The 11,561-nt window shown below is 68.7% G+C and carries 11 protein-coding genes; 6 read left to right on the top strand and 5 right to left on the bottom strand.

Features of this window, described 5'->3' with window-relative positions:
• Nucleotides 1–3: 3 nt before the first annotated feature.
• Nucleotides 4–993 (bottom strand): dTDP-glucose 4,6-dehydratase, encoded by a 990-nt coding sequence (rfbB, locus tag ACZ61C_RS21415; protein ID WP_465309241.1) that lies wholly within the window; start codon nucleotides 991–993, stop codon nucleotides 4–6.
• Nucleotides 994–1,131: 138 nt separating this feature from the next.
• Here rfbB and ACZ61C_RS21410 point away from each other — a divergent pair, with 138 nt between their 5' ends.
• Nucleotides 1,132–2,658, top strand: a complete 1,527-nt coding sequence (locus ACZ61C_RS21410; protein WP_465309239.1) for an LCP family protein — start codon at nucleotides 1,132–1,134, stop codon at nucleotides 2,656–2,658.
• A gap of 37 nt (nucleotides 2,659–2,695) precedes the next feature.
• A complete protein-coding gene (locus tag ACZ61C_RS21405; protein ID WP_465309237.1) occupies nucleotides 2,696–4,018 on the top strand; it encodes an LCP family protein in 1,323 nt (440 codons plus the stop codon).
• Nucleotides 4,019–4,095: 77 nt separating this feature from the next.
• Here ACZ61C_RS21405 and ACZ61C_RS21400 read toward each other — a convergent pair whose 3' ends face one another.
• Nucleotides 4,096–4,926 carry an NAD(P)H-binding protein gene (locus tag ACZ61C_RS21400; RefSeq protein ID WP_465309235.1) on the bottom strand — a complete coding sequence of 277 codons (831 nt, stop codon included), beginning with the start codon at nucleotides 4,924–4,926 and terminating at the stop codon, nucleotides 4,096–4,098.
• Between the two features lie 109 nt (nucleotides 4,927–5,035).
• Here ACZ61C_RS21400 and ACZ61C_RS21395 point away from each other — a divergent pair, with 109 nt between their 5' ends.
• The gene (locus tag ACZ61C_RS21395; protein WP_465309233.1) at nucleotides 5,036–5,746 is read left to right on the top strand and encodes a TIGR03089 family protein; all 711 of its coding nucleotides are present in this window, start codon (nucleotides 5,036–5,038) and stop codon (nucleotides 5,744–5,746) included.
• Here ACZ61C_RS21395 and ACZ61C_RS21390 read toward each other — a convergent pair.
• Nucleotides 5,743–6,183 carry a DoxX family protein gene (locus ACZ61C_RS21390; protein WP_465309231.1) on the bottom strand — a complete coding sequence of 147 codons (441 nt, stop codon included), beginning with the start codon at nucleotides 6,181–6,183 and terminating at the stop codon, nucleotides 5,743–5,745. The two genes, ACZ61C_RS21395 and ACZ61C_RS21390, sit on opposite strands and share 4 nt — an antisense overlap.
• 253 nt (nucleotides 6,184–6,436) lie before the next feature.
• Between ACZ61C_RS21390 and ACZ61C_RS21385 the strand changes: the two genes are divergently transcribed.
• The gene (locus ACZ61C_RS21385) at nucleotides 6,437–8,287 is read left to right on the top strand and encodes a GTP-binding protein (RefSeq protein WP_465309229.1); all 1,851 of its coding nucleotides are present in this window, start codon (nucleotides 6,437–6,439) and stop codon (nucleotides 8,285–8,287) included.
• Here the strand turns inward: ACZ61C_RS21385 and ACZ61C_RS21380 are convergent.
• Entirely contained in the window at nucleotides 8,284–9,141 is an 858-nt protein-coding gene (locus tag ACZ61C_RS21380; protein WP_465309227.1) for a DUF1206 domain-containing protein, read from the bottom strand. The genes ACZ61C_RS21385 and ACZ61C_RS21380 overlap by 4 nt on opposite strands.
• A gap of 291 nt (nucleotides 9,142–9,432) precedes the next feature.
• Between ACZ61C_RS21380 and ACZ61C_RS21375 the strand changes: the two genes are divergently transcribed.
• Both ACZ61C_RS21375 and ACZ61C_RS21370 read left to right on the top strand, forming a co-directional pair.
• Complete coding sequence (locus ACZ61C_RS21375) at nucleotides 9,433–10,119, top strand: hypothetical protein (RefSeq protein WP_465309225.1); 687 nt, start codon at nucleotides 9,433–9,435, stop codon at nucleotides 10,117–10,119.
• Nucleotides 10,120–11,124, top strand: a complete 1,005-nt coding sequence (locus tag ACZ61C_RS21370) for a DUF262 domain-containing protein (RefSeq protein WP_465309223.1) — start codon at nucleotides 10,120–10,122, stop codon at nucleotides 11,122–11,124.
• Here ACZ61C_RS21370 and ACZ61C_RS21365 read toward each other — a convergent pair.
• Nucleotides 11,121–11,552, bottom strand: coding sequence for a hypothetical protein (locus tag ACZ61C_RS21365; RefSeq protein ID WP_465309221.1), 432 nt, complete (start codon nucleotides 11,550–11,552; stop codon nucleotides 11,121–11,123). The genes ACZ61C_RS21370 and ACZ61C_RS21365 overlap by 4 nt on opposite strands.
• Nucleotides 11,553–11,561: the final 9 nt, after the last annotated feature.

Raw genomic sequence — 11,561 nt, 5'->3', positions numbered from 1 at the left:
CCTCTACTCCTTGAGCGCGGCCCGTTCCGCCAAGGGCTCCCACCACGCGCGATTGTCCGTGTACCAGGCCACTGTCGCGGCCAGACCGTCCTCGAAGGACACCCGCGGAGCGTACCCCAGCTCCGCGCCGATCTTCGTGATGTCCACCGAGTACCGGCGGTCGTGACCCTTGCGGTCCTGCACAGGTTCGACGCTGTCCCAGTTCGCGCCGAGCGCGTCGAGCAGCTTCCCGGTGAGCTCGCGGTTGGTGAGCTCGGTGCCGCCGCCGATGTTGTAGATCTCGCCGGGCCGGCCGCGGTGCGCGACCAGCTGGATGCCCTGGCAGTGGTCGTCCACGTGCAGCCAGTCACGGACGTTGAGCCCGTCGCCGTAGAGCGGCACCTTGCCGCCGTCGAGCAGGCTGGTGATGAACAGCGGGATGACCTTCTCCGGGAACTGGTACGGACCGTAGTTGTTGGAGCACCGTGTGACGCACACGGGCAGCCCGTGGGTGCGGTAGAACGACCGCGCCACCAGGTCGGACGACGCCTTCGACGCCGCGTACGGCGAGTTCGGCTCCAGGATGTGGTCCTCGGCCCACGAGCCGGACTCGATCGAGCCGTAGACCTCGTCGGTGGACACGTGCACGAACTTCGAGACGCCGGCCTCCAGCGAGGCCTGCAGCACGTTCTGCGTGCCGAGCACGTTCGAGAGCACGAAGTCGGCGGCGCCCAGGATCGAGCGGTCCACATGCGACTCGGCGGCGAAGTGCACCACCAGGTCGACGCCCTGAACCACCTCCGCGACCAGGGAGGTGTCGCAGATGTCACCGCGGACGAACCGCAGCCGCGGATCGGCGGCGACCGGGGCGAGGTTGGCCTCGTTGCCCGCATAGGTGAGTTTGTCGAGCACGACCACTTCGGCGTCGCGCAGTTCCGGGTAGGCGCCGGTCAGCACCTGCCGGACGTAGTGCGACCCGATGAAGCCGGCACCACCGGTGACCAGGACCCGCATCTTCCCGCCTTTCCTCGGCCCCCGCGCGGGGCAACCGGCCCCCAGCCTACGGAGGTCCTACAGGACCCTCAGTAGAGTCTTGCTGGAGGCACAGGGGTGCCCTGGGGGAAGCACGGGGTTTCACAGGGGAGGAAGCGCGTGACCGAATGGCCTGCGCCGCCCGTCCCGGCGCGCCGCAACCACGGTGTCGCGGTCTTCGCACGCCGCGGCGGCAAGGTCGTCGTGTCCCTGCTGTCGGTCGCCGTCCTGGCCCTGACCTGGTACGCCTGGCACTTCATCGGCGACCCGAACACCGGCCTGACCACCACGAACGTGTTCGCCGACACCGAAGCGCACGCGAAGCCGCTCGACGGCGCGATCGACATCCTCCTGGTCGGCCAGGACAGCCGCACCGACGCGCAGGGCAACCCGCTGCCCCGCGAGGTGCTGGACATGCTGCACGCCGGCGTCTCCGACGGAGAGCTGAACACCGACACGATGATCCTCGTGCACATCCCGCAGAACGGGAAGCACGCGATCGCGATCTCCTTCCCCCGCGACTCCTGGGTGGAGCTGGCCGGCGGCTACGGCAAGCACAAGCTCAACAGCGCGTTCGTCTACGCGTACACGGACACTTACAAAACGTTGCAGCGCCAGGGCATGACCGACCTCAAGCAGGCCGACGCGCAGGCGAAGGTCGCCGGGCGGAAGAACCTGATCGCCACGATCGAGAAGTTCATCGGCAAGCCCGGCATGATCGACCGCTACGCCGAGGTCAACCTGGCGAGCTTCTACGAGATCACGAAGTCGATCGGCGGCGTCGAGGTCTGCCTCAAGGGGCCGGTCAAGGAAGCGAAGTCCGGCGTGGACCTGCCGGGCGGCCGTCAGACGATCGAGGGCGTGCAAGCACTCGCCTTCGTCCGGCAGCGGTACGACCTGCCCAACTACGACCTCGACCGGATCGCACGCCAGCAGGCGTTCCTCTCCGGGCTCGCCCGCAAGGTGATCTCGTCCGACGTGCTGACCAGCCCGGGGAAGATCGCCGACCTGGTGAGCGCGGTGAAGAAGTCGGTCGTGCTGTCGCAGGGCTGGGACCTGACCGAGTTCGCCGAGCAGATGCGCGGCCTGACCGGCGGCAACATCGAGTTCCACACCATCCCCACGCAGGGCAACGCGGTGATCGGCGGCGCCGACGTGCTGCGCGTCGACCAGGCCGCCGTCCAGGCCGAGGTGACGCGGCTGACTTCGGACGGTGACACCCCGGCCACCCCGACGCCGGCGCAGGTGCCCGGCGCGAAGGCCGTCACGGTGGAGCTGTTCGACGGCACCGGCTCGACCACGGTTGCCGGCCAGACCCACACGATGCTGCAGGGCAAAGGCTTCACCCTCGCCGCCGACCAGCGGCTGAGCACCCGCAACACCACCGTCGTCCGCTACAACCCGGCCGACACCGCCGCGTTGGACCTGGTCAAGCAGGCCCTCGGCACCGGCGTCCAGGCCGAGCCGGACCGCGACGTCACCGCCGGGCACGTGCGCGTGCTCCTCGGCAAGGACTTCCGCAGCGCCTCCGCCGGCCCGGGCGGCGCGCCGACGGCGACCAAGCCCTCGACACCGCCTTCGACGCCCGTGAGCTCCACCCCCGCCGCGCCGACGATCACGGCGGGCGACGTTCCCTGCGTCAACTAGACTGAGTACGCAGGGTGTTCGGGGGAGGTAGCGCAGGGTGGAAGACGACCAGGAACGGCCGGAGCCGGTCGCCGAGCCGGTGACGCAGCGCGACGATCCCAACTGGAAGCCGTCGCCCTTCCCGAGACAGCCCCCGGTGGTCGAAGCCCCTTCGCGCACGAGGCGCGCCGGGCGGGTGACGCGCCGGGTCGCGATCGGCCTGGTCTCGCTGCTCGCGCTCGGCGCCAGCGGCTACGCGTACGTCACCAAGGACCAGCTGCAGCAGAACGTCCCGACGACCGACGCGCTCACCCCGCGGGCCGGCGAGCCCGCGCCACCGCCGGCCGACGACGGCGCGGACGACATCCTCCTGGTCGGCAGCGACGCCCGCACGGACGCGCAGGGCAACGCGCTCCCGGCGCGTGTGCTGAAGCAGCTGCGGACCGAGTCCAACGACGGCGCGGTCAACACCGACACGATGATCCTGTTGCGGGTGCCGAAGAACGGCGCGAAGCCGTCGGCGGTCTCGGTCCCGCGCGACACGTGGACCGACGTCCCCGGCCGCGGCAAGGCGAAGATCAACTCGGCGTACGGCATCGCGAAGGCGCACTTCGCGCAGGGTCTGCGCGCGCAGGGCGAGCGCGACCAGGCGAAGATCGAACGCGACTCGGACACCGAGGGCCGCCGCATCCTGGTGCAGGCGGTGCAGGACCTCACGCAGGTGCGCGTCGACCACTACGCCGAGGTCAACCTGCTGGGGTTCTACCTGCTCACCGAGGCCCTCGGCGGCGTCAAGGTGTGCCTGAACCACGCGACGGAGGACAAGGACTCGGGCGCGGACTTCCGCCGCGGCGAGCAGACGGTGTCCGGCGGCGAGGCGCTGTCGTTCGTCCGCCAGCGCAAGAACCTCCCGCGCGGCGACCTCGACCGGATCGTCCGGCAGCAGGCGTTCCTGTCCTCGGCGCTGCACCAGGTCCTGTCGGCGGGCACGCTGGCGAGCCCGGGCACGATGGGCAACCTGATGGACGCGGTCCACCGGTCCCTGACCCTCGACCCGGGACTCGACCTGCTGCAGTTCGCACAGCAGGCCAAGGGGATCGCCTCGGGCGACCTGACGTTCGCGACGATCCCGGTGATCACGGCGAACGGCCGCAGCCCGGACGGCCAGAGCATCGTGGAAGTCGACCCGAACGCGGTCCGCGAATTCGTGGCGGGCCTGGCAGGCCGCCCGGCCCCGGCGGCGGCGAAGGCCCCGGGAGGAGCCCCCACGGGCGGCGGCTCGGCGTCGGCCGGGCTCCCCGGCGGCGGCTCGGGCAGCGGCGCCGCCCCCGCCGCGGCACCCCTGCACCAAGCCTCCCCCGGAGTCACCTGCGTCAACTGACCCCGGAAGGCGTCACTTTCACTATGAAAGTGATCCGGAGTTGACTCCTCCAGATCACTTTCATGGTGAAAGCTCGGTCAGGCGAAGTCGGCGCGGTGGTCCTCTGCCCACTGCCGGAAGGTCCGCGGCGGGTTCCCCGTCACCTCGCGCACGATGTCCGTGACCAGCGACGGCTCCCGCGTCGTGCGCTCCCACGCGCGCAGGACCTCCGGCGGCACCTCGGGCGGCCACCCCAGCGCGACCATCTTCGCGGCCGACCGCTCCGGCGTCTCCTCCTCGACCCGCAGCCGCCGGCCGAGGACGTCCGCGAGCACGTCCACCTGTTCCCGGAAGGAGATCGGCGCCGGGCCCGTGAGGGCGAGCGCCTCCCCCGCGTGCGACCCGTCGACCAGGATCCGCGCGGCGACGTCGCCGATGTCGCGCTCGTGGATCGCCCCGATCCGCGAGTCCGGGTACGCGATGCGGACGACGCCCGACACGATGTCCGCGCGCCAGCCCAGGACGTTCGTCGCGAACGCGCCGGGGTTGAGCACCGTCGAGGCGAACGGCGCCGCGGCCAGCGCCTCCTCGACCGTGCGGTGCAGCGTCGCGATCCGGCTCTGCGCGGACCGCGGCTCGAGCGTGGCCGCCGACGACAGCAGCACGACGTGCCGCACGCCGGCCGCCTCGGCCGCCTTCACGAACCCTTCGATCCCCGACGGCCGCGTGTACAGGAACACCGAGTCGACGCCGTCGAGCGCGGCGTCCACTGTGGAGGGATCTTCCAGGTCGGCGCTCACCTTCGCGGTGGGCACGTCGAGCGTGGTGGCGTCGCGGGACGACGCGCGCACGTCCTGACCTGCGGCGACGAGCGCCTCCAGTACGGCGCGGCCGACGTGCCCGCGGGCGCCGGTGACGAGGATGGTCATGGCTGTCCCCCAGCTTCCAAGATAGCTTTGCTTTCAAAGCAAAGCTACTCAGCCCGGACTCGCGGTGTCAACCGGCGAGGCGCGTGGTCCGCGCTTTAGCCTTGTCCGCATGAGCCTGACCGACGAGCTGCTGCGCCCGCTGCTGGCCTCGCCCGCCAAACCGTTGATCACCCACTACGACGACCAGCTGGGCAGCCGCGTCGAGCTGTCCGTGGCGACGACCGCCAACTGGGCGGCCAAAACGGCCAACTGGCTGACCGAGGAGTTCGACATCGAGCCCGGCGACGCCGTGGCCGTGCAGCTCCCGGCGCACTGGCAGACCGTCGGCGTGCTGCTCGGGGCCTGGTGGTGCGGCGCCCGCGTGGTGACCGAAGGCGCGGGCGCGCGGGTGGCGTTCGTCGGGCCGGACGACCCGGAGCCGACCGGCGCCACCGCGACCGCCGTCGTGACGCTCGACCCGATGGGCCGCGGCCTCGACGAGCCCCCGGGTGGCGGCGCGTTCGACTACCTGACGGAGTCCCGCGCGGCGGGCGACCAGTACAGCCCGCTCTTCCCGGTCCCCGGCGACACGGCGGCGCTCTTCGACTCCACTGTGGACGAATTGCTCGCGGAAGCCCGCGCCCGGGCCGGAAAACTCGGCCTGAGCGCGGACGACCGCGTGCTGTCCACTCGGGACTGGAGCGGCCCGGAAGGCATTCTCGACGGCCTGCTCGTCCCTCTGGCCGCCGGCGCCCACCTGGTCCACGTGAGCAACGCGGACGAGGCCAAGCTGGACGCCCGCCGCGCCGCCGAACGCACCACGGCGGACCTCCCGGCCTAGGCGTTCTGCAGCTCGCCGACCTCGGCTTCGCGGCGGGCGCGCCGGCGGCCCCACAGCAGGTGGTCCAGGGACAGCCGCCCGCCGTTGAAGCCCAGCGCCAGCCCGGCGAGCGCGAGCACCAGGACCAGCTCGTAACCGCCCTGGCCGGTGAGCCCGTTGTCGATGTGCACCGAGAGCAGCGCGCCGACCGAGATCACGACGTAGCCGACGCCGACCAGCGGCATCAGGAACCCGGCGATGAACGCGATCGACCCGAGGATTTCGACGGTCATCGCGAAGATCGCAGCGACTGTCGGCATGGGGATTCCGGTCATGGCGAAGAACTTCGCGGTGCCGTCGACGCCGTTGTTCCACTTCTGGATCCCGTGCGCGAGGAAGACGACCGCGACGCCGATCCTCCCCAGCAGCAGGGCCACGTCCTTGAATCGTCCGAACATCCGGTTTCAGCTCCCCGGTAGGTGAAATTTCAACTGACCCGACCCAAAGTAGGGCACCCGGCACCCTCACCCGAAGCTCCGGAGCGTGATCGACAGGGAACCGACAGGGACGACAGCGGCGGCGAAAACCGGTTTCGCGCGCCCCGCGGCGGCGCTACCTTGGCCCTGACCTGCGTCCACGACCGTGAGGAGATCCCGATGCGCCGACAGACCGTCCGACCCGGCCTGTCCCCCGCATCCCAGAGGATCACCCGTGAAAACCCTGAACATCGGCATTCTCGCGCACGTCGACGCCGGTAAGACCAGCCTCACCGAGCGCCTGCTCTTCGAAGCCGGCGCCATCAGCCGCCTCGGCAGCGTCGACCGCGGTGACACCCAGACCGACTCGCTCGAGCTCGAACGCCGTCGCGGCATCACCATCCGGTCCGCGGTGGCGTCCTTCGTGACCGGCGACACCCGGATCACGCTGATCGACACCCCGGGCCACTCGGACTTCATCGCCGAGGTCGAGCGCGCGCTGCGCGTGCTCGACGGCGCCGTCCTGGTGGTGTCCGCCGTCGAAGGAGTGCAGGCCCAGACCCGGGTCCTGATGCGCACGCTGCGCCGGCTCGCCATCCCGGTGCTGATCTTCGTCAACAAGGTCGACCGGCCGGGCGCGCGTGACCTGCTGGGCGAGATCCGGGCTCGGCTGGCGCCGCGGGCGATCGCGCTGAACGCCCCGCCCGACGAGCTGGCCGAGCTGCTCGCCGACGGCGACGACGCCTTCCTTGAGTCCTATGTGGACAACCGCGTCGATCCCGCGGCCCACCACGCCGAACTGGTCCGGCAGGTCGCCCGCGGCGCGCTGCACCCGGTGCTGGCCGGCTCGGCGATCACCGGCGCCGGCGTCGCGGAGCTCGTCACGGCGATGGCCGGGCTCCTCCCAGCGACCGAGCGCGCCGGCGACGGCCCGCTGCGCGCGACGGTGTTCAAGATCGACCGCGGCCGCGCCGGCGAGAAGATCGCCTACGCGCGCCTGTTCTCCGGTTCCCTGGCGCCCCGGCAGCGGATTTCCTTTTACCGCGGGGAAACCGAGCTCACCGGCCGTGTCTCGGCGGTCGAAGTCGCCGGTGACGACGTCGCGCTCGCCGGTGACGTCGCCCGGGTGCGCGGCCTGCGGGACGTCCGGATCGGCGACCGGCTCGGCACCCCCGGCACCGCCCGCGAGGGGGTGTTCGCGCCGCCGAGCCTGGAGACCGTGGTGCGGCCGGTCCGGCCCGAGCAGGCGTCGGCGCTGTTCACGGCGCTGACCCGGCTGTCCGAAGAGGACCCGTTGATCGACGTCCGCCGCCACGGCCACGACCTTTCGGTCCGGCTCTACGGCGAGGTGCAGAAAGAGGTGCTGCGCTCGATGCTGGCCGACGGCGCCGGCCTCGACGTCACGTTCGAACAGACGCGCACCCTGTACGTCGAGAAGCCGATCGGGTGCGGGGAAGCGCTCGAGGAGATGGATCCGGAGCAGCGGCTGTACTTCTTCGCGACGGTCGGGCTGCGGGTGGCACCCGGTCCCGGCGTCACGTTCGGCCTCTCGGTCCAGCTGGGCTCGCTGCCCCTGGCGTTCCACAAGGCGATCGAGGAGACCGTCCACACCACCCTCGACCAGGGCCTGTACGGCTGGGAGGTGCTCGACTGCGCCGTCACGCTGACCCACACGGCGTACTTCAGCCCGATCAGCGCCGCGGGCGACTTCCGGAAGATGACCCCGCTGGTGCTGATGGCGGCGCTGAACCGGGCCGGCACCCGGGTGCACGAGCCGGTGCACCGCTTCGAGCTGGAGATCCCGGCGAACGCCGTCAGCGCGGTGCTGCTCAAGCTCGGCGAGCTGCGCGCGGTGCCCGGCGAACCCGTCGTCGGGCCGGTGTCGTGCACGCTGCACGGCACGATCCCCGCGGAGCACGTCCACGCGTTCGAGCAGGCCCTCCCGGCGCTCAGCCAGGGTGAAGGCGTATTCCTGAGCGAGTTCGCGGACTACCGGCCCTACCCCGGCCCGCCGCCGACGCGGCCGCGGACCGGCGAGAACCCGTTGGACCGCAAGGAATACCTCGCGCGGGTGGCCCGGCGTTAGCGCTTGTGCGCCCAGGCCGCGCCGAAGCAGTAGGCGCCGAACGCGGCGAGGCCGAGCGCCACGACGGAGAGCAGCACGGTGCCGAAGGGCTGGGCGGCGAGCGTCTTGAGCGCGGCGTCCAGCCCGCCGGCCTTGTTCGGGTCGGCGGTGAACCCGGCGATGGCGAGGAGGATCGCGACCACGGCCAGGACGACACCCTTGGCCAGGTAGCCCGTCATGCCGACCCAGCCGATCCAGTGCTTGGTCTTCCCGGGCAGCTCGCTCGTGTCGAGGTCTTCGAGGAACTTCTTCTTGAAGCCCTTGACCCCGGCGGCGATCGCGACCCCGAGGACGGCCGCGGCGGCGATGACGACCAGCGCCGGCCCGGCGGGCAGCTGCAGCAGCTTGGCCGTGAACTCCTGCTGGGTCTGGTTGCTCGACCCGCCGCCCCCGCTGCCGGTGGCGAGCTTGATGGCGGAGAACCCGAGCGCGAGCACGGTGACCCCGCGCGCCGCGGCGCCGATCCGCTTGCGCGTCCGCTCCCCGCCGCTGACCCATTCGTAGCCGGTGGCGGCCATCAGGAACTGCCAGAGGCCGTAGAGGACCAGGCCGACGGCGAGCACCCAGAGCAGGACCTGTCCGAACGCCGTCGAGCCGACCTGCTGGAGGGCGCCCTTCTGGTCGGCCTGCTCGCTGTCGCCGAAGGCGACCTGCAGCGCGAGGTAAGCGAGGACGAGGTGGACCACGCCGTAACACGCCATCCCGGCCCGGCCGAGCCATTGCGCGGTGTCGCTCTTCGCGCCTTTGTCGGCGTTGGCCTTGGTCCGGCGCGCGCCCTGCGCCGCCCGGTTCGCGCCCTCTGATGTCCGGTTCATACCCGCTAGGTACCCACCCCGGACGGCTCCCGGCTGGGCCAAGCGGCCTAATTACTTGCTGTGACAGACTTGCTCACCGGCCCGACGCACCGGCCAGGAACCAGACCGATACCTGAGCCATCAACGCGAACAGTATTCACTGTCCGCATAATTCACCCAATCGAGCAACCCTTGCAACTCGTTCGAATGAGACCGCGGTTTTTCCTTCACGATACGCAATCTCAGAGACGAGAAGCAGCAAAAATCAGCTGGCTGCTAGCGTCGTTCCGTGCATCTGCGTCACTTCACCTCATGTCGACCCTCATCCTCATCCACGGGGCGACAGTGAGCATCTCCACTTCGATCCGGTCTCCGGAGTCCGACACCACGGACACTGCTCAACCACCGCAACTCTGGCACGCCACCGGCTTGACAGTGGAGTCGTTCCAGCGAGAACTACTGTCAGAGAAGAGCGACAATGAGCTCACCGAGCGACACATCCTGCACGGCAGTTGTTATGCACTCAATGAAGACCAGCACTTCAACGTCAAACGACATATTGCCGACCACTTCTCACTGAGGACGTCGACCGACATCTTCGTCGTCGGATCCGCTAAGCTAGGATTCAGTATCGCGCCCCACAAACGCTATCGACCCTTCAGCGATTCATCAGACATAGATATCGCAATAGTCAACCACGACCTGTACCAGAAGGTATGGCACGAGCTGCACGACTTCAAGATGTCAGGCGCGGCCTGGCATCTACAGCGCCAGTTCGAAGCCTACCTGTCATGGGGCTGGATCAGACCCGACAAGCTCCCCCTTGGCCCGGAGTTCGGCTTCACCAACGAGTGGTGGGAGTTCTTCCGAAACTTGCAGCGACTACAAGTCGGCGGCCCCTATAAAGTATCCGGCGCCTTATATCACGACGTCAATTTCTTGATCAAATACCAGAACAACGCGATCAACAAGTGCCGACCACTGGAGTATGGATCCTAGATGCAGACCTCAGCCACCAACAAGAGGCTTCGCTCGCTACTGACCGGAATACGCGACGGAGTGGTCATCCCGAACCCGGCGTTCCAGCGGCGCTTGGTCTGGTCGAACGACCACAAGATCGCGTTTCTTGAGACCGTACTGCACGGACTACCCTTTCCGGAGATCTTCATGAGCGCCGGAAAAGTCAACCCAGACACCGGCGATGGTTCCGAGCTCATCGTAGACGGACAACAACGGATCACCACACTGTACCAGTACTTCACCGGAACAGGTGATCTCGCCATACCCGACAAGCTCAAGCCATACGCCGAATTGACCGAAGAAGAAAAGATTTCATTCCTCGAATACGAAGTGGTGGTCCGAGACCTGGGCCCCCTTACCGAACACGAGACGCGAGACATATTTCACCGCATCAACTCGACCAACTACTCCCTGACCGCCATGGAAGTGAACCACTCGAGGTTTGACGGCGAGCTGAAGCAGTTCGCCGAGAAGATTGCCACACATTCTTTTTTTTCCAAGCACAAGTTCTTCACCTCACTCGACGGACGTCGCATGAACGATGTCCGTTTCGTGCTTACGTTGATCGTCACCATGATGAGCGGCTACTTCAATCTTGACGACGAACACGAGCCCTACCTTGAGCGATTCAATGACACATTTCCCGCGAAGAACGAGATAGAGGAGCGCCTGGAGGGCGTGTTCAAGTTCATCGAGAAATGCGGGTTCGAGTCAAGGGATCGCATCTGGCAGAAGGGTGACCTGCTCACCGCGGTCGTCGAACTCGATCGGATCATCAACACCGAAAAAATCCCTCTGGACCCACGTGACACGCGCAATATCATGACCGGCTTCTACGAACAGGTGAACAACGCCACCAAAGTGTCATTCACGCCACCGGATGCGGCCGAGTACTACCGACGGGTTCGCTCGGGCATCAACAGCCGGAGCAATCGCATCAACCGAGCCACCGCGCTTCGCGGCCGGCTCAAAGCTCTTTTTTAGAACGAACCGGGCCGGCGGCGGACCTCGTCGAGCCCGGTCCAGCCGCCGTTGACGGCGAGCAGCGTCAGCACCTGCTCCGCCTGCTCGGCGAAGCGCGCGAGGTCGTCGTGGAGCAGCGCCGCGCGTTCGCTGTCGAGCTGCTCGAAGTCGTCCCACCAGAGCCCGATCGCCGCGCCCGCCGTGACGACGAGGCCCTGCACGAGCCGCCGGAACCCGGGCGACGGCTCATCGGCGGTGTTCCGGTACGCCGTCTCGATGTCGTCACACGCGGCCAGCAGCTCCCGCAGCTGCCGGACGGCATCGGCCGGCGTGCCGTCCCAGGCGGCGGTCGGCCAGGCGCGGTCGGACAGCTCGAGCCACAGCCGCCAGCCGGCGAGCAGCTCGGCTTCGTCGTGGGGCGTCCAGGACGCCGGAACCGGCCAGTACATGCTTCGAGC

Source organism: Amycolatopsis sp. NPDC104587 (assembly GCF_055583645.1).
This window is presented reverse-complemented; position numbering and strand designations above follow the sequence as displayed.

Excerpts from the sequence above, each read along its gene's own strand:
- rfbB (WP_465309241.1), bottom strand. The coding sequence starts at position 993 with ATGCGGGTCCTGGTCACCGGTGGTGCCGGCTTCATCGGGTCGCACTAC.
- ACZ61C_RS21400 (WP_465309235.1), bottom strand. The coding sequence starts at position 4,926 with ATGACCATCCTCGTCACCGGCGCCCGCGGGCACGTCGGCCGCGCCGTA.
- ACZ61C_RS21395 (WP_465309233.1), top strand. The coding sequence starts at position 5,036 with ATGAGCCTGACCGACGAGCTGCTGCGCCCGCTGCTGGCCTCGCCCGCC.
- ACZ61C_RS21390 (WP_465309231.1), bottom strand. The coding sequence starts at position 6,183 with ATGTTCGGACGATTCAAGGACGTGGCCCTGCTGCTGGGGAGGATCGGC.
- ACZ61C_RS21380 (WP_465309227.1), bottom strand. The coding sequence starts at position 9,141 with ATGAACCGGACATCAGAGGGCGCGAACCGGGCGGCGCAGGGCGCGCGC.
- ACZ61C_RS21375 (WP_465309225.1), top strand. The coding sequence starts at position 9,433 with ATGTCGACCCTCATCCTCATCCACGGGGCGACAGTGAGCATCTCCACT.
- ACZ61C_RS21370 (WP_465309223.1), top strand. The coding sequence starts at position 10,120 with ATGCAGACCTCAGCCACCAACAAGAGGCTTCGCTCGCTACTGACCGGA.
- ACZ61C_RS21365 (WP_465309221.1), bottom strand. The coding sequence starts at position 11,552 with ATGTACTGGCCGGTTCCGGCGTCCTGGACGCCCCACGACGAAGCCGAG.